The organism is Flavobacterium nitrogenifigens (assembly GCF_003254565.1).
Lineage (GTDB): Bacteria > Bacteroidota > Bacteroidia > Flavobacteriales > Flavobacteriaceae > Flavobacterium > Flavobacterium nitrogenifigens.
The window spans coordinates 58,318-77,738 of record NZ_QJRI01000182.1 but is presented as its reverse complement, the minus strand read 5'-3'; the positions used below and the strand labels follow the sequence as shown (position 1 = coordinate 77,738).

Annotated in this window: 15 protein-coding genes; 7 read left to right on the top strand and 8 right to left on the bottom strand. The window is 34.9% G+C overall.

Going from position 1 to position 19,421, the window contains the following annotated elements; genetic code table 11:
- Window positions 1-6: 6 nt before the first annotated feature.
- The 8 genes from rplB to rpsL form a co-directional block, all read right to left on the bottom strand.
- Entirely contained in the window at window positions 7-831 is an 825-nt protein-coding gene (gene rplB / locus DM397_RS21930) for a 50S ribosomal protein L2 (protein WP_008464287.1), read from the bottom strand.
- A 9-nt stretch (window positions 832-840) separates the two neighbouring features.
- Window positions 841-1,131: a 50S ribosomal protein L23 gene (rplW, locus tag DM397_RS21925; protein ID WP_008464286.1), complete on the bottom strand. Its 291-nt coding sequence runs from the start codon at window positions 1,129-1,131 to the stop codon at window positions 841-843.
- Between the two features lie 7 nt (window positions 1,132-1,138).
- Entirely contained in the window at window positions 1,139-1,768 is a 630-nt protein-coding gene (gene rplD, locus DM397_RS21920) for a 50S ribosomal protein L4 (RefSeq protein ID WP_111379744.1), read from the bottom strand.
- Complete coding sequence (gene rplC / locus DM397_RS21915) at window positions 1,768-2,385, bottom strand: 50S ribosomal protein L3 (protein ID WP_111379743.1); 618 nt, start codon at window positions 2,383-2,385, stop codon at window positions 1,768-1,770. The genes rplD and rplC overlap by 1 nt, the downstream gene beginning before the upstream one ends.
- A 383-nt stretch (window positions 2,386-2,768) precedes the next feature.
- Window positions 2,769-3,074, bottom strand: a complete 306-nt coding sequence (gene rpsJ, locus DM397_RS21910; RefSeq protein WP_007803605.1) for a 30S ribosomal protein S10 — start codon at window positions 3,072-3,074, stop codon at window positions 2,769-2,771.
- 10 nt (window positions 3,075-3,084) lie between these two features.
- Window positions 3,085-5,241, bottom strand: coding sequence for an elongation factor G (gene fusA, locus DM397_RS21905; RefSeq protein WP_111364460.1), 2,157 nt, complete (start codon window positions 5,239-5,241; stop codon window positions 3,085-3,087).
- A gap of 10 nt (window positions 5,242-5,251) precedes the next feature.
- Window positions 5,252-5,728, bottom strand: coding sequence for a 30S ribosomal protein S7 (gene rpsG, locus DM397_RS21900; RefSeq protein ID WP_026727879.1), 477 nt, complete (start codon window positions 5,726-5,728; stop codon window positions 5,252-5,254).
- Window positions 5,729-5,752: 24 nt separating this feature from the next.
- A complete protein-coding gene (gene rpsL / locus DM397_RS21895; RefSeq protein WP_007136570.1) occupies window positions 5,753-6,136 on the bottom strand; it encodes a 30S ribosomal protein S12 in 384 nt (127 codons plus the stop codon).
- A gap of 182 nt (window positions 6,137-6,318) precedes the next feature.
- Here rpsL and DM397_RS21890 point away from each other — a divergent pair, with 182 nt between their 5' ends.
- From DM397_RS21890 to DM397_RS21860, 7 genes are all read left to right on the top strand, one after another.
- Window positions 6,319-8,019, top strand: coding sequence for a BamA/TamA family outer membrane protein (locus tag DM397_RS21890; RefSeq protein ID WP_239457897.1), 1,701 nt, complete (start codon window positions 6,319-6,321; stop codon window positions 8,017-8,019).
- Window positions 8,020-8,106: 87 nt separating this feature from the next.
- Window positions 8,107-11,385, top strand: a complete 3,279-nt coding sequence (locus tag DM397_RS21885) for a SusC/RagA family TonB-linked outer membrane protein (protein WP_111379741.1) — start codon at window positions 8,107-8,109, stop codon at window positions 11,383-11,385.
- Between the two features lie 11 nt (window positions 11,386-11,396).
- Window positions 11,397-12,857, top strand: a complete 1,461-nt coding sequence (locus DM397_RS21880) for a SusD/RagB family nutrient-binding outer membrane lipoprotein (protein ID WP_111379739.1) — start codon at window positions 11,397-11,399, stop codon at window positions 12,855-12,857.
- A 552-nt stretch (window positions 12,858-13,409) separates the two neighbouring features.
- Window positions 13,410-16,604 carry a SusC/RagA family TonB-linked outer membrane protein gene (locus DM397_RS21875; RefSeq protein WP_111379737.1) on the top strand — a complete coding sequence of 1,065 codons (3,195 nt, stop codon included), beginning with the start codon at window positions 13,410-13,412 and terminating at the stop codon, window positions 16,602-16,604.
- 16 nt (window positions 16,605-16,620) lie between these two features.
- Window positions 16,621-18,069, top strand: a complete 1,449-nt coding sequence (locus DM397_RS21870) for a SusD/RagB family nutrient-binding outer membrane lipoprotein (RefSeq protein ID WP_111379735.1) — start codon at window positions 16,621-16,623, stop codon at window positions 18,067-18,069.
- Between the two features lie 11 nt (window positions 18,070-18,080).
- Window positions 18,081-18,836, top strand: coding sequence for an immunoglobulin-like domain-containing protein (locus DM397_RS21865; RefSeq protein ID WP_111379733.1), 756 nt, complete (start codon window positions 18,081-18,083; stop codon window positions 18,834-18,836).
- Between the two features lie 10 nt (window positions 18,837-18,846).
- A complete protein-coding gene (locus DM397_RS21860; RefSeq protein ID WP_111379731.1) occupies window positions 18,847-19,353 on the top strand; it encodes a lipid-binding protein in 507 nt (168 codons plus the stop codon).
- The last annotated feature ends 68 nt before the right edge of the window (window positions 19,354-19,421 follow it).

The following is a 19,421-nucleotide window of genomic DNA, read 5'->3' as shown; positions in this document are numbered from 1 at the left end:
ATCTTATTATTTCTTTCTACGTTCTACGATATACTTGTTACTCGGGTTTTTCTTAGAACGAGTTCTGTAACCTTTAGCTGGCAATCCGTTTCTTGAACGTGGGTGCCCTCCAGAAGAACGTCCTTCACCACCTCCCATAGGGTGATCAACAGGGTTCATCGCTACTGGTCTAGTTCTAGGTCTTCTTCCTAACCATCTTGTTCTACCTGCTTTTCCAGATACAACTAATTGGTGGTCAGAGTTAGAAACAGCTCCAATTGTAGCTGAACAAGTTAACAAGATTAATCTTGTTTCACCTGATGGCATTTTAATTGTTGCGTATTTCCCATCTCTTGCCATTAACTGAGCAAAAGTTCCAGCTGAACGAGCGATAACAGCTCCTTGTCCTGGACGTAACTCAATACAAGATATAACAGTTCCAAGAGGAATTCTGCTTAAAGGTAAAGTATTACCAATCTCTGGTTGAGACTCTGGCCCAGAAACTAATTTCTGACCAACTTTCAATCCGTTTTGAGCGATAATATAAGTTTTCTCTCCATCAGCATAAGCTAATAAAGCGATAAATGCAGTACGATTTGGATCGTATTCGATTGATTTCACTGTAGCTGGAATTCCATCTTTAGTTCTTTTGAAATCGATAATACGATATCTCTGCTTGTGACCACCACCCGTATAACGCATGGTCATCTTTCCTTGACTATTTCTACCTCCTGAGTTTTTTATCGGCGCTATCAAAGAGCGTTCCGGCTTATCAGTTGTAATAGCGTCATAACCATTCACAACTCTAAATCGCTGACCCGGGGTAATAGGTTTTAATTTTCTTACTGACATTTTTCTATCTTAGATATTGTTGTAAAAATCAATTGTTTCTCCTTCTTGTACTTGTACAATTGCTTTTTTATATGCATTTGTCTTTCCACTGATTAAACCACTTTTAGTGTATTTAGTAGATCTATCTGGTCTCACATTCATTGTGTTAACAGAAACGATAGTTACTCCATAAGCAGCCTCAACAGCTTTCTTAATTTCAACTTTGTTTGCTTTTTTGTTAACAACGAATCCGAAGCGGTTTAGAACTTCACTTTCTTTGGTTACTTTTTCCGTTACTATAGGTCTAATAATGATGCTCATATTCCTATTATTTACTTAAATTTTCTTCAATTAACTCTAAAGAACCTTCCAAAAGCACTAAATTATTAGCGTTTAATATTGCGTAAGTGCTTAATTCTGAGCTAGTTACGACATTTGAAGCCTTTAAATTGCGTGACGACAAATATACGTTTTTATTCGACTCACCCAACACAAATAGAGATTTTTTATTTTCTAACCCTAAAGCTTTCAAAACGTTAATGAAATTTTTAGTGTTTGGCGCTTCAAAATTAAAGTCTTCTAAAACCACAATATTTGACTCTTTTGCTTTGATTGAGAAAGCTGATTTTCTAGCCAATCTCTTCAAACCTTTATTCAATTTAAATGAATAACTTCTTGGTCTTGGTCCGAAAACTGTTCCACCACCTTTAAACAAAGGATTCTTAACACTTCCTGCACGAGCAGTACCTGTTCCTTTTTGTTTTTTAATCTTACGTGTACTTCCAGTTACTTCAGCTCTTTCTTTAGCTTTATGAGTACCTTGTCTTTGATTAGCAAGATATTGCTTAACATCAAGATATACAGCGTGATTGTTTGGTTCAATTGCGAATACTGAATCAGAAAGTTGAACTTTTCTTCCAGTATCTTTTCCGTTGAAATCTAATACTTTTACTTCCATTACTTCTGAATGATTACATAAGAGTTTTTGTGCCCAGGAACACATCCTTTAACAACAAGTAGATTCTTATCAGCAACTACTTTTAAAACTCTAAGGTTTTGAACTTTTACATTTTCTCCTCCCATTCTTCCAGCCATACGCATTCCTTTGAATACTCTAGATGGATAAGAAGAAGCTCCTACAGAACCTGGCGCTCTTAAACGGTTGTGCTGACCATGAGTAGCTTGTCCAACACCACCAAAACCGTGACGTTTAACAACACCTTGGAAACCTTTACCTTTAGACACACCTTGTACATCTACAAATTCTCCTTCTTCAAAAATAGTAACATCAATAAGATCTCCTAATTTTTGTTCAGTTGCAAAATCTTGGAATTCAACGACTTTTTTCTTAGCAACAGTTCCAGCTTTTTTAAAGTGACCTAAAGCCGCTTTAGTAGAATGTTTCTCGTTTTTGTCATCGAAACCAAGTTGCAACGCTTCATACCCGTCAACCTCGTTGGTTCTGACTTGGGTAACAACGCATGGTCCAGCTTCGATTACTGTACAAGGAATATTTTTCCCGTTTTCGTCGAAGATACTAGTCATGCCGATTTTCTTACCAATTAACCCAGACATAAATATTAATTATTAATTACTAAAATTCCCTTCAATTTGAAAATAACAGAAATTTCCAAACAGGGAGTGCAAAAGTAGATATTAAAATTGAATAAACCAAACGGTTACAAAAATTAAATCGCTCATTATCAAAATCCAAGCATCAAAACAAGCTTCTTTTACTCAAAAACACAAATCTCATTTTTCCATCAAAATCAACATAACACTTAACAATTATTTAAAAAATCTACAACAAAAAACTGTCGCACCTCCTTAAAACAAAGACATTTACACTTTTTATCAAATTTTACAACTGCAGAAATATCACATCAAAAACAACTATTTAACAACAAAAAAAAGCGAGACATTTCTGTCTCGCTTTTTATATAAAAAAATATAAAAAATTATACTTTTATCTCTACTTCAACACCACTTGGCAATTCAAGTTTCATTAAAGCATCAATAGTTTTAGATGAAGATGAATAAATATCAATCAATCTCTTGTATGACATTACTTCAAATTGCTCTCTCGCTTTTTTGTTAACGTGCGGAGAACGCAATACAGTGAAAAGTTTTTTGTGAGTTGGCAACGGAATTGGACCTGTTACAACCGCTCCAGTAGTTTTTACTGTTTTTACGATCTTTTCAGCAGATTTATCTACCAACATGTGATCGTAAGATTTTAGTTTTATTCTAATTTTTTGACTCATTTTCTTAAAATTAAGCGTTACCTTTTGCTTTTTTGATTACCTCTTCTGAAATATTAGAAGGTGTTTCTGCATAGTGAGAGAACTCCATTGTAGAAGTAGCTCTACCAGAAGATAATGTTCTTAATGTAGTTACATAACCAAACATTTCTGATAAAGGCACATCAGCTTTGATAGTTTTAGCACCATTTCTATCACCCATATCATTAACTTGACCTCTACGACGGTTCAAGTCACCTACGATATCACCCATGTTTTCTTCAGGAGTAATAACTTCGATCTTCATGATTGGCTCAAGAATAACAGCCCCAGCAGCACGTCCAGATTCTTTATAACCCATTCTAGCAGCTAATTCAAAAGAAAGAGCATCAGAATCCACAGGGTGGAAAGATCCGTCTAATAAAGTTACTTTTAAACTATCAACAGCATATCCAGCTAATGGACCTGTTTTCATAGCCTCACGGAAACCTTTTTCAACAGCAGGGATATATTCTTTAGGAACGTTACCACCTTTTACTTCATTTACGAACTGTAATCCAACTGGAACTTTACCATCAACTTCATCAGCAGGCTCGATTCTAAATACGATATCACCGAATTTACCACGACCTCCAGATTGTTTTTTATAAGTTTCTCTATGTTGAGCAGATTTAGTAAACGCCTCTTTGTATTCTACTTGTGGCTCACCTTGGTTAACCTCTACTTTAAACTCACGTTTCATACGATCAACTAAGATATCTAAGTGAAGCTCACCCATACCAGAAATAATAGTTTGACCTGAAGCCTCATCAGTTCTTACAGTAAACGTTGGATCCTCTTCAGCTAATTTAGCCAAAGCCATACCCATTTTATCAACGTCAGCTTTAGTTTTAGGCTCAATAGCAATACCAATTACTGGCTCTGGGAATTTCATAGATTCCAAGATAATTGGACTCTTCTCATCACACAAAGTATCTCCAGTTTTGATATCTTTAAATCCTACAGCAGCTCCAATATCTCCAGCCTCAATAAATTCGATTGGATTTTGTTTGTTAGCGTGCATTTGGTAAATACGAGAAATTCTCTCTTTGTTACCAGAACGAGTATTTAAAACATAAGAACCAGCATCTAAACGTCCAGAGTAAGCACGGAAGAAAGCTAAACGACCTACGAATGGGTCAGTAGCAATTTTAAATGCTAAAGCAGCAAACGGCTCTTTTACATCTGGGCGACGTAAGATTTTAGTTTGATCTTCTTCTAATAATTCAGCATCGTCAGGGTGAATTCCTTCGATACCTTCTTTATCTAATGGAGATGGTAAATACTTACAAACAGCATCTAACATGAATTGAACTCCTTTGTTTTTGAAAGAAGAACCAGCAAGCATAGGAATGATTGCCATATCAATAGTAGCCGCTCTTAATGCATTGTTGATTTCTTCCTCTGTAATAGAGTTTTCATCTTCCATGTATTTATCTAAAAGATTCTCATCATAAGTAGCAATCTCTTCGATAAGGATAGAACGGTAGTGTTTTACATCATCAACCATATCAGCTGGGATGTCCACAATATCAAAAGTAGCTCCTTGAGTTTCATCATGCCATACAATAGCTTGATTTTTCACTAAGTCAACAATACCTTTAAAATCTGCTTCATCACCAATAGGCAAAGTAATTGCAACCGCATTCGATTTCAACATATCTTTAACCTGTCCGCATACAGCTAAAAAGTTAGCACCTTGACGGTCCATTTTATTTACGAATCCCATACGAGGAACTCTATATTGATCAGCAAGTCTCCAGTTAGTTTCTGATTGAGGCTCAACACCATCAACAGCACTAAATAAAAAAACCAAACCATCAAGTACACGTAAAGAACGGTTTACTTCTACAGTAAAGTCAACGTGTCCAGGAGTATCAATAATATTAAAGTGGTATGGCAATGATTCTGGAATAACTTTACCTTGTACAGTTGGGAAGTTCCAAGTACAAGTTGTAGCAGCAGAAGTAATTGTAATACCTCTTTCTTGCTCTTGAGCCATCCAGTCCATTGTTGCAGCACCATCGTGCACCTCACCAATTTTGTGCGACTTTCCAGTATAAAAAAGAATACGCTCAGTTGTTGTTGTTTTACCAGCATCAATGTGAGCAGCGATTCCGATATTTCTTGTATATTTTAAATCTCTAGCCATTTCTTACGAATTAAAATCTAAAGTGAGAGAATGCTTTATTAGCTTCTGCCATTTTGTGAGTATCCATTCTTTTCTTAACTGCAGCACCTTCTTCTTTAGCAGCAGCTAAACACTCAGAAGCTAAACGTTGTGCCATAGATTTTTCATTTCTTCTTCTAGAATAAAGTATCAACCACTTCATTGCCATAGAAATTTTTCTGTCTGGACGAATCTGCATTGGGATTTGGAATGTAGCTCCACCAACTCTACGGCTACGTACTTCTACGTGAGGCATAACGTTTGTTAAAGCATCTTTCCAGATCTCTAATGAAGTTTTCTCATCATTTTGCTTTTTAGTTTCGATGATATCAATTGCATCATAAAATACTTTAAAAGCTGTAGATTTCTTACCATCCCACATTAAGTTGTTCACAAAACGTGTAACTAATTGGTCATTAAACCTTGGATCCGGTAAAAGTGGTCTTTTCTTTGCCGCTCTTTTTCTCATGTCTTTTTCTTAAAAGTTTTTAAATTACTTTTTTGCTTCTTTTGGGCGTTTAGCACCGTACTTAGATCTTCTTTGCGTTCTTCCTGCAACACCTGACGTATCAAGAGCTCCACGAACGATATGATATCTAACACCTGGTAAATCTTTTACCCTTCCACCTCGCACTAATACTATCGAGTGCTCTTGTAGATTATGTCCTTCTCCAGGGATGTAAGCATTCACCTCATTACCATTTGTCAAACGTACACGCGCAACTTTACGCATTGCAGAGTTTGGTTTTTTTGGTGTAGTAGTGTAAACACGCGTACAAACCCCTCTTCTTTGAGGACAAGAATCTAAAGCAACCGATTTACTCTTCTTAGTGATCTGAGTTCTTCCTGTTCTTACTAATTGTTGAATTGTTGGCATAATTAATACTAAAAATTATTATGTTTATTAAATTCCCGCTTTTTACGGGGTTGCAAATGTATAAAATATTTTTCACTATACAAACGTTAAATCATTAATTTTCAACAACATTATTTATATCTATGATTTCACAAAGAAACATTAGATATTTGCTTTACATTTAACTAACAAAACGATTGCATTTGAAACAATTATATTACATACTCATTTTACTCGTATCATCAAATTGTTTTGCACAATCTTTCTACCTTAACATAAACGGAATCAATAAAAACCAAAATCAAACTATTGACTCCATTCTTTATACAAAAAAACATCAAAACATAAAATCCCTGAATAATGAAATTTCATCTGTAATAAACAAACTCACAAGACAAGGCTATATAGACACTGAAATACTAGAAAATAAAAAAACAAACGACACCACTTACACTGCTCTGATAGATATAAAATCAAAAATCAAAGAAACACACATATATATAGGAGCAAATAGTTTTTTTTATGATTCAGAAAAAAAAACAAAAGACAGCATAATCATACCATATACTGAGCTGGAGAATTTCTTAAACCAAAAAATATCAGATAAAGAAAAAGATGGTTTTGCATTTTCAAAAATCAAACTTGAAAACATTAAAAAGAAGAATTCAATAATTTACGCAGACTTAAGTTTTGACTCTGAAATCAAAAGAACCCTTAATGCTATTATTGTAAATTACACAAACCCTTCTTTGAAAGATTATTTTCCTAAAGGAGCATTAAAACAATTGAACAGGAAGTACATCAACAAAACCTTCAATCAGGAAACTGTTAAAAAACTTTCTGAAGACATAAATAGTTTTGAATTTGTTTCTCAAACTAAATACCCAGAAATCTTATTTACCAATGACTCAACAAAAGTTTACACCTATTTAGACAAAAGAAAAGCAAACACTTTTGATGGCTATATTGGATTTTCAAATGATGATAGCAAAAAAATACAACTCAACGGATATTTAGATATCTCTTTAATAAACACACTTCACGCAGGCGAACAATTTTCTCTATACTGGAAAAGCGACGGCAACAAACAAACAACTTTTAACACAAAACTTGAAATTCCATATATTTTCAAAACAGCATTAGGAATAAAAGCCCAACTAAACATCTTTAAACAGGATAGCACATTTCAAAACACAAAAACAGCAATAGATCTAGGCTATTATTTAAATTATAATTCTAAAGTATACATCGGGTATCAATCAACAGAATCAAGCGACATTCAAAATACCAATAGCGCAACAATCAGTGATTTCAAAAACTCATACTTTACTTCTACCCTAGAACACAAAAAAAACAACAGCTCTAACAATCTATTTCCAAGAAAATCATATGTAAATCTATTATTTGGCTATGGAAAAAGAACAACAAGCAACACTACTGAAATCAAAGAAACAACCAATCAATTTTATACCAATCTAAATCTCTCTTATAATTTCGAATTAAATAAAAAAAACTTTGTTTACATCAACCCGCAAATTTTATATCTAAAAAGCGACAATTACATCACAAACGAACTTTTTAGATTTGGAGGATTAAACTCAATTCGAGGTTTCTCAGAAAATAGCCTTCAAGGAAATATTGCAAATTTATTCATTACCGAATACAGATATCTACTTAGCTCAAATCTATACATACACACCATACTTGATTATGGAATTTACCAAGACCAAACTTCGATAAAAAATAGCCAAAAATTCAACAATCTAATTAGCGCTGGTGTAGGTTTAGGATTACTAACAAAAAATGGCTTATTAAAGATCATAATAGCCAATGGTAGCACAAATCAAGCCGAAATAAAATTTTATAACAGTATCCTCACAATCTGTTACAATGTTAAATTTTAGGTTTTTACAAAAAATCATTAACAAAATATTAGGATTTTTAACAAGTATTTACGAATATTACATGACTAATCCAAAATATTTGACAATATGAAACCAAAACCAAACAGATTCTTAGTGTTTATACTAGCACTAATGGCGCAACTAACCTTTGCGCAAGAAAGAACTGTTTCAGGTATTGTTACCGATGATGCAAATATGCCTCTACCAGGCGTAAGTGTATTAATAAAAGGAGCAAAAACTGGAACACAAACTGATTTTGACGGAAAATATTCCATCAAAGTATCACCAAATCAAGTTTTAGTTTTTAGCTACATAGGAATGAAATCGCAAGAATTTCCAGCTAGCTCAACAAAAATTAACGCTAAACTATCAAGCGACGCACAACAACTAGAAGGAGTTGTTGTTACAGCTTTAGGATTATCGAGAGAGAAAAAATCTCTAGGTTATGCAACTCAAGAAGTTAAAGGAGAAAATCTAGCAGCAGTTAAAAGCGACAACTTCGTAAATGCAATATCAGGAAAAGTATCTGGAGTACAAGTAAAAAGAACCACAAACTTTGGGGGTTCCACTAACATTGTAATTAGAGGAAATTCTTCTCTAACAGGAAACAATCAAGCTTTATTTGTTATTGATGGAGTCCCTGTAAGCAATAACAATTCAAACACAAGAGACCAGGAACAATCTGGAGCAGGTTATGACTACGGAAGCGCAGCATCAGACATCAACCCAGAAGACATCGAATCTATCAACGTGCTTAAAGGCTCTGCAGCCAGCGCACTTTATGGATCAAGAGCAGCCAATGGTGTCGTTGTTATAACAACAAAAAAAGGAAACAAAAAAGCTAAAGGATATTCCATCACCGTTAATTCAGGTGTAACAATTGGCTCTATTGACAAAAGCACTTTCATAAAATACCAAAAACAATATGGTGCCGGATATGGCCCATATTACGGCCCTGACGAAGATTCATATTTAGATCATATCGATATAAATGGAGACGGAGTATTAGACAATGTAACGCCATTGACCGAAGACGCTTCTTATGGACAAGCTTTTGATCCAAATTTAATGGTCTACCAATGGGACGCATTTTATCCTGAATCTCCAAATTACATGAAAGCCACACCTTGGACGGCAGCAAAAAATGGCCCAATTACTTTTTTCCAAAAGCCAGTAGCACTTACCAATTCTATTTCAATCGATAAAGGTTTAGAAAATGGCTATTTAAGAATAGGCGCCAACAACCTTGACCAAACTGGCTTATTGCCAAACAGTAGCTTAAAGAGAAACACTTTCACGTTGAACGCATCTACTCTTATCAACGACAGATTAACTGTAGCTGGATATGGAAACTTTACTAAAACAAGTACAATTGGTAGAAACAGCACAGGATACAACGACAATATTGCTGGTAATTTTAGACAATGGTGGCAAACCAATGTTGACATAAAAAGCCTAAAGCAAGCTTATGACCTTACAGGACGTAATGTAACATGGAATCCAAAGTCTTATCAAGATCCTACTCCAGCATTTTGGGACAACCCATACTTTCAACGTTATGAAAATTACGAATCAGACAGCAGAAGCAGATTCATTGGAAACGTTTCTTTAAACTATAAAATTACAAGTTGGCTAGATGCTTTTGGCCGAATTGCTGTTGACACATACGACGAACTACAAGAAGAAAGAAGAGCCATTGGAAGCGTACCTGTTGATTTTGGTATTGGAACTGGAGGTGGCGATGGCTCCCTTAATAGAAATCCAGCATCATCGGGTTACTCACGTAAAAACATTGGATTCAGCGAATATAACTACGACTTCATGCTAAATTACAACACAGACATCACAGAAAAATTAAACCTAAAAGGTGTTGTCGGAGTAAACATTAGAAGAAGCTACTACAATTCGATATTTGCAGCAACAAACGGCGGACTTGCTATACCAAAATTATATTCTTTACAAAACACAGTAAGCCCACTATTAGCACCTGTTGAAAGAGATGAAGCAATAGGCGTAGACGGTCTTTACGGTAGCGCATCTTTTGGTTATGAAGATTACTTATTTCTTGAAGGAACAATCAGAAGGGATCACTCTTCAACTCTTCCAGAAGCAAATAGCACTTACTACTATCCTTCCGTTTCAACTAGTTTTGTATTCTCTAAATTTGTAAAAGCAGATTGGCTATCCTTTGGAAAAGTAAGACTTAATTATGCAGAAGTTGGGAACAGCCCTGGTTTTGATAGAGTCCTAGACACTTATGCAGTTAACACAGCATTTGGAGCAGCGTCAGCATCAGTAAAAGACACCAAAAATAATCCGAACCTAAAACCAGAGCGTACAAAAAGTTACGAAGCAGGTCTAGAACTTTCTTTCTTTAAAAAGAGATTAGGATTTGATTTCTCTTACTACAAATCAAATTCAATTGATCAAATAATTCCATTAAGACTTACTGCCTCTACAGGGTACTTATACGAATTGATTAACGCAGGGGAAATTGAAAACAAAGGGATTGAAATAACATTAAGTGGCACACCGATAAAAACAGACACTTTTTCATGGGATATCAACTTAAACTTTGCCAGAAACAGAAACAAAGTATTAGACTTATTAGACGGAATTGACAATCTGCAACTAGGATCTTTTCAAGGAGGTGTAACAATAAATGCCGCTATTGGGCAACCATACGGTGTAATATACGGCACAAAATATACTTACTTAAACGGACAACGAGTTGTTGACCCAAGTAATGGCCAATATATAAAAACTTCAACATCTGATAATGCGATTGGAAATGCAAATCCAGATTACACAGCAGGTTTAAACAACAAATTCACTTACAAAAACTTTTCAGTTGAATTCTTAATCGACATGCAAAAAGGAGGGCAGATATTCTCACTAGACCGTTATTATGGTTTAGCAACAGGTCTGCCAGACGACACTGCATATTTAAATGAACTTGGAAACCCTATCAGAAACCCATTGACTTCTGGATCTGATAGTGGAGGATTTATAAATCCAGGAGTAAATCCAGATGGCAAAGTAAACACTACCAGAATTGAGGCAAGCCGATTTGGCGCTCAAGGTTACAGAAGAGGCTTGCCAGACGAAGCCTTTGTATATGACGCAAGCTATATCAAACTGAGACAAACATCAATTACATATTCTTTACCTGAAAGGATGCTAAAAAACACTTTCATAAATGGAATGACTTTCAGTGTTGTTGGAACAAATCTTTGGATTATACATAAAAACTTACCAGATGCAGATCCTGAATCAGGATTAGGAGCTGGTAACTTACAAGGCTACTCAACAGGATCCTTACCGTCAACAAGAGATGTTAGCTTCAACATTAAAATTCAATTTTAAACCTAGAAATCATGAAAAAGATATTCATAATCATACTAACCGCGGTAACATTCTCGTCCTGCTCTGATGATATAGAAAAATTAAACGTGAACGTAAAAGATCCGTCAAATGTACCAGGAGAAGCTTTGTTTACAAGTGCGCAAAAAAGTTTGGTTGACCAAATGACCAACACAAATGTCAACAATAATATATTCAGACTAATTAATCAATACTTTACAGAAACAGTTTACACTGACGAAAGTAATTACGACTTAGTTACAAGAACAATCCCAGAACAACACTGGCAATTCTTGTACAAAGATGTATTAAAAGATTTAGATCAAAGTGCTATCAATATTACCAATACTCCACTTGGCTTAACAGAAAACCCTTTAGACAAACAAAACAAACTTGCAATCATAGAAGTTTTAAATGTTTATACTTATGCTGTATTGGTTGAGACATTCGGCAACATCCCATATTCTCAAGCTATAAACCTTAACTACAAAACACCAAAATATGATGATGGCTTGACAATTTATAAAGATTTAATCAGTAGATTAAACAATGCAATTGGAAAACTAAACACTGGTGGCAAAAGTTTCGGAGACAATGATAGAATATATGGTGGTGATGTCACAAAATGGATTAAGTTTGCAAATACTCTAAAATTACGAATGGGTATAACCATTTCCGACATTCCTTCTGAAAGCGCATTGGCTCAAGCTACCGTATCAAGTGCCGCTCCACATGTATTCACGTCAAATCTTGACAATGCGGACCTAAAATACCTTACAGCTACACCAAACACCAATCCATTATATGTAGATCTTGTTGCAAGTGGTCGTGACGATTTTGTTCCAACTAGCACCCTAGTAGATATGATGAACAATTTGAGCGACCCAAGACGTGCAAAATACTTTGACAATAATATGGATGACCCATCTACTCCAGAAATAGAATATATAGGTGGAGAGAATGGATCTGCAAATTCATTTTCACAAAAAACACATATTACACCAACTATTCAGGCTCCGGACTTTCCAGGAACAATTTTAGATTATGCGGAAGCTGAATTTCTTTTAGCTGAAGCCGCAGAGAGATCTTTATACGGAGCTCCTAGTGATGCAGAAGCACACTACAATGCAGCAATAACCGCTTCTATTTTGGATTGGGGAGGAACTGAAGCTGATGCTACAACTTACTTAGCGAATCCTGATGTTGCTTATACAACCGCCTCAGGAACTTGGAAACAGAAAATAGGAACTCAAAGCTGGATCGCCTTCTATAACAACTCATTTGAAGGATGGTCATCCTACAGAAGGTTAGATTTCCCTATATTAGTTGCACCGCCAGATGCTGTATCAGGTTTCCCAGTGCGTTATACCTACCCAATTATCGAGCAGTCATTAAACAAAGCAAGCTATACGGAAGCAAGTGCCGCGATTGGTGGTGACGCTGTCGAAACTAAATTGTTTTGGGATAAATTCTAAATTATAAAATTACAATGTAAACAAAAGCGGTTGCAGATAATGCAATCGCTTTTTGTTTAAAAAAACTATTAACTTAAATTTTACATTTAACTTACTTCAATCAGAATATTAAAGCAAAAAAATATTAAAAACATCAAAAAGAAAACTGCATTTTCATTATTATTTAGTTGCTAAAAACTTTGCCAAATTTTCAAAACAATACCACAACATAAAACACTTTCCACATCTCTCAATACTGACTATTAAAGATTCATGATTTTTTTTAACAAAATTTAGCAGTAAACAAGACAGTTTTTTTAAGACAAAAGTTATAAAAAAAACATTTAAACAGCCTTCATCTATAAATTTAACATTTAAGGGTTTGACAAAATTTTTAATTATTATCAAATTTAACACTAAAAATTACGGATTTATAATTTTAAGCGGTTTTTAATCTATAAAACAGCAAAATCTCATCCTAAAATCATTATTTAACTAAAAAAAAAGCTTTTTAAATTAGGTAGATTAACAAATTATTAAGATTTTTGTCGGACTAATTCAAAATATTTAAAAATGAAACTAAAGTTCAATGGATTCTTAGTGCTTTTATTAGTACTAGTTGCGCAACTTTCTTTTGCGCAAGAAAGAGCTGTTTCGGGAACAGTTTCTGACAATGCAGGAATGCCTTTACCAGGTGTTAGTGTATTAGTTAAAGGAACTAAAACGGGAACGCAAACAGACTTTGATGGTAAATTCTCTATCAAAGCTTCTTCAAGCCAAGTTTTGGTATTTAGCTACATCGGGATGAAAACTCAAGAAGTAGCTGCAAGTTCTTCAACTGTAAACGTTAAAATGGCGGATGCAGGAGCACAAGAACTTGAAGGTGTAGTTGTTACTGCTTTTGGTATTAAAAGAGAGAAAAAATCTCTTGGTTATGCAACAACAACTTTAAAATCAGAAGCGATTACAGCAGTAGTAAACACCAACCCATTTGAAACTCTATCTGGTAAAATTGCCGGAGTTGACATCTCTGCTCCATCTCAACCAGGAGCATCAACTAAAGTGATTATTCGTGGTTTAAACACTATTACAGGAAACACAGGACCTCTTTATGTTGTTGATGGTTCTCCAATCAACAATACTGCATCTGGAACTGGTAACGACGGTGTTGGTACTTCTACAAGATCATATGACGCAGGTAACGGTATCAGTGATCTTGACCCAAACAACATTGAAAGCATGACTGTTCTTAAAGGTGCTGCTGCATCTGCATTATACGGATCAAGAGCTGGAGGGGGTGTTATTATCATCACAACTAAAAAAGGAAAAGCGAACTCAGGAATTAAAGTTGATATGTTAGCATCAACTGAATTTAGTGAAGTTGCAAGAGTCCCTCACTTACAAACTCAATTTGGACAAGGATGGAACGGACTTGGATTCTCAGGAGCTAATTCTTACAGTAATGAAAATGGTTCTTGGGGACCTGCTTTCAATGGTGAGATTAGACCATGGGGAACAATCTACAACAATAGCCAACAGGTTAAGCCATACGTAGGATTAAAAAACAACGTAAGAGATTTCTATAACACTGGAACATTAGCTACACAATCTGTAACTTTAAGCGGTGGAGGAGACACTTCTGATTTCTCATTAGTATTCTCTAATGTAAATAGTGATGGAGTTGTACCTACAGATGCTGATTTATACAAAAAACAATCTTTAGGTTTCAATGGAGGACTAAAAGGTAAAAGATTTACTTTAAGAACATCTTTAAACTACGTTTACAAAGATCAAGGTGTTGTTAATACAGGACAAGGTGATGACGCAGGTCAAGGTTCTACTTTACAACAAGAATTATTACAAATTCCTACAGACATTAGTATTGTTGATTTAGCAGATTACAAAAACAATCCTTTTAACACAAACAGCTACTACTTTACTCCTTACGCTGGAAACCCATACTTTGCAGTAAACGAAAATAGCACAAAAATTTACGGAAACAACCTTTTTGGAAACGTAAACTTAAGCTATAAAATTACTGACAAACTTACTGCTTCATGGCAAATTGGAGGTAACGTAAGATCTGAAAGATACAAAAGCTACGGAGCTATTGTTGATTATGAGCCAGGAAGCCCTCAAGATGGTAAAAAGAACAAAATCGTTGGTGGAGTTACAGAAGGAAGATCAGAATATAGTGAATTTGATACTTTCTTTAACCTTAACTATAACACAAACTTAAGCGAAGATTGGACTCTTAATTTATTAGGAGGTTTAAACTATAACAGAAGAGAAACTGACGAACTTTTCAATACAGTAACTGGTTTAGGTATCAAAAACTACTACGAACTTTCTAACTCAGCTTCTAGACCTGTAATTACTCAAAATAATTCAATGAGAAAAACTGGTGCTGTTTATGCATCTGCTGAATTTGCTTTCAAAAACAGATACTTTGCTACTCTTACAGGAAGACAAGACATAACATCTACACTTCCAGTTGGCAATAACTCATATTTCTACCCTGCATTATCTCTTGGCGCAATTGCTATTGACAACGGAAACACTTTCTTAAAATTAAGAGCTGCCGCTTCAAAAATTGCAAATGACACTGAGCCATACGCTACAGAAAACGCATATGTTCCTGGATCTGCTGCATCAAACTTTGGTGTTATAACATCTCCTATTGGAGGCGTTAGTTTTTATGAAGCATCTGCTAGACTTGGTAACCCACAATTAAAACCAGAAACTACGGTTGAATACGAAGTTGGAGCTGAAGGTTCTTTCTTAAAAAACAGAATTAGCTATGATATCGCATTATACCATAAAACAACTTCTGACCTAATCGTAAACTTACCTTTAGATCCTTCAACAGGTTTCGTAAGTAAATATATTAATGCTGCAGAAATTGTAAACAAAGGTATAGAGCTATCTCTTACTGGAAGCCCAATCAAAAACAAAGATTTTTCTTGGAATATTACCTATACTTTCACTAAAAACTTAAACGAAGTTACAGAAACTGCTGATGGTTTTGCGAACATTGATTTAACAAGTGGATATGCAGTTACATATAGAGCTACAAAAGGACAGCCAATTGGTACATACTTTGCTTATGTTCCAAAAACAAATGATGCTGGACAAATTATCGTAAACGCTAATTCAGGAATGTATGAACTTAGCGACAATATCCAACGCGTTGGAGATTCGCAAAGAGATTTCGTAATGGGATTACAAAACACGTTCAAATACAAAAACTTCAACTTAGGATTTTCATTGGATTGGAAAGAAGGTGGAGAAATGTATTCTTACACAAAAAGACTTTCTCACTTCGTAGGAAATGGTATTGAAACTACATACAACGACAGAAACACATTCATCGTTCCAAACTCAGTAAATGCAGTTGTAGTAAATGGCGTAACAACTTATGTAGAAAACAAAACTCCAGTTTCTTTTGAAAACGTTTCATCATTCTATAATACTCAAGATAATCCTGCTTACGAAAACAATCACGTAATTGACAAAACTTTTGTTAGATTGAGAGAGGTTAACTTCAACTATGATTTCCCTTCTGCATTAACTAAAAACATGGGATTAAATAAAATCACACTTGGAGTTTATGCAAGAAACCTTTTCATGTGGACACCTGGAGCAAACCCTTATGTTGACCCAGAGGTATCTACTTACGGAGCATCACGTGCAATCTCAGATTTTGGAGAGTTTGGATCTAACCCATCACAAAGATCTATTGGTGGAGTTTTAAAATTATCATTCTAAAATAAAATATAGAAAAATGAAAAAAATAGCAACATTAATAACAGCGCTTTTTTTATTAGTGTCATGTGACGAAACATTTGACATTAATAGAGATCCAGACTTATTACCTGCAGGACAAGCGTACGCTACTATTCTACCTGCTGGTATTGCAGGAGTTGTGGGAGCTCAAGGATCTTACTATGCAATCGTAGGAGGATTCTGGTCACAATTTTGGACACAAAATACTACTTCAAACCAATATAAAGATGTAGATCAGTACAGCATTGGTACAAATGATTACCAAGAAGGTTGGCGAGCAACGTATGACGCTTTAAACGACATTAAAGTAGTAAAAGCAAAAGCATTAGCAGAAGGTAATTGGAATTACTTTTTAATTGCTACTGTACTTGAAGTACAAGCTTCACAAGTATTAGCAGATTTATATGACGATATCCCTTATGCTGAATCTAACAATCCAGCAATATTACAGCCAAAATTCAACACAGGAAAAGAAGCTTATGATCTAATGATTGCTGATTTAAAATTAGCTTTATCAAAAAATTTAAGTGCATCAGTAGGAGATACTCCTGCTAAAGATGATTTCATTTTCAATGGAGACATGAAAAAGTGGACTAAATATGGTAACACATTACTATTGAAACTTCACTTAAGATTGACAGAAGTAAACCCAGCATTAGCTGAATCAGGAATCAAAGCTTTAATTAACTCTGGTGCTCAATTTTTAGATGTAGACGCTTCAATGCACAATTTTGAAGATGCAGATAGTAAAAGTAATCCTTTATTCGAATCAGACAGAAGACAATTAAATACTACTTTAAACCTTAAAGCTAGTACAACAATGTATTCTTACCTAGATTTAAATGATGATCCACGTATCGCTAAATACTACGAAGATGGAGGGACTCCTGCTGGAAAAGCAAATAACCAAGGAGACTTCTTAAATAATGCAACTGGTCTTTCAACAGTAATATTAGCACCAACTACTCCTGCATACTTAATAAGTGCTGAAGAGAGCTACTTCTTACAAGCAGAAGCTCTTACAAGATATTATGGCGGAGCTGGAGCTAAAGCAGCATATGATTTAGGTGTTACAGCGAATTTAAAAAAATACTCATTAACTCCTGGTACTTTATTAAACGCTGGAGGAAGCTATGAATTTCCTTCAACTGGAACTAATGCTGAAAAAATTGAGGCAATTATCACTCAAAAATGGATTGCAAGTTTCCCTGGGAATGGTTATGAATCATTCATTGAGCAAAACAGAACTGGTTATCCAATAGCATCTACTACTATTCCTCAATCAAGTGAAGATTATGTGCCTGGACACTTTGCTGTATCTGTGAGAAGTGTAATTGGTAAAAATTTCCCTAAGAGAATTGTTTTACCAAACATAGTAAAATCTAGAAATCCAAATGCTCCAGCATTAAAAGCAATAACTCTTCCAGTATGGTGGGATGTTAACTAAAAAATTAACTGATGAAAAAAATATTTATACAATTAATGGTGTTTAGCAGTTTGCTACTAACATCATGCTCAGCAGATTCTGACAATGTCTCTAAAGTAACAAACTATGCTGTTATTACTATCAAAGGTGACAATCCATTCTTCTTACCACTTGGTCAAACTTATACAGATCCAGGTGCTGTATCTACAGAAGGCGGAGCTGTAATACCAACTGCAACAGCTTTGACAGGTGGAAAATACAGAGGAGGCACTACTCTAGATGTTAACAAAATTGACGAGTATACAGAAAATTATAGTGCAGTAAACAAAGATGGATACAAGGCAACTAAAGCCCGAAAAATTATTGTTTATAAAACTGGAGATTTAGTTAACAGTATAGAAGGAGTATACACCTCTACAGTAAAAAGAAATGGAGTATTGATGAGTGCTTCTCAAGGAAGCTCAGTAAATATGAAATATGTTTATATTTGGAAAAATACTGATGGTACTTTCGGTGTTTCTGATGCTTTTGGAGGTTGGTATGATCTTGGTAGAAGTATAGGAATTAACTCTGCTACTTTAGGAGGAAAAATTGCTGGTGATATTCCAACAAATACTTTCACTTTTCCAGGCAACCCTTTGACAAACAAGCAATTCGGAGGATCTGCTAACATTACAGGTTTAACTGTTGATCCTGCCACTAAAACACTTGTACTTACAACGGTTTGGGAAGCTGATGCTGAAACTACTTATACTTTTGTATCAACATTAACTCAAGTACAACCTTAAAATTATTAAAATGAAAAAATTGAAACAAAATATAACACGTATAATTGCAGCTATATTTGTACTTGCTTCATTTGCATCTTGCGATGAAGTTGGAGACACTGACCCAGGAGGAACATCAACTGAATCAATGTCAGGAGACTGGTATGTTCAAACATTAGTTAATGGAAAAGTAGTAGTTAATTATACTCTTCTTTCTACTTATAACACATCCGCAAATGACGGAAAAGAAATGTGGATTGATGACCATGGCAAAATTTGGAATTTTAAAGTTAAGTCACCAGTAACAGTAGGTTCATCTGTATTTGCAGGAAGTAATTTAGCAAGTGATGTCGATGGATATAAAGTTAATGTAACTATCACAGAAGGGAAAGTCACTAAGAATGACACTAAATCTACTGGAGGTCATATTGTTGATGGTATCTCTTTCAAAGCTACATTCTCAGATGACACTGATGCAGGAACTGTCTATGAAATAAAAGGATATAAGAGAACTGGTTTCAAAGAAGACGAGCACTAAAAAATTGCATATAGCATTTTACTTAAACCATCCCATTAATTTGGGGTGGTTTTTTTATATAAACATAT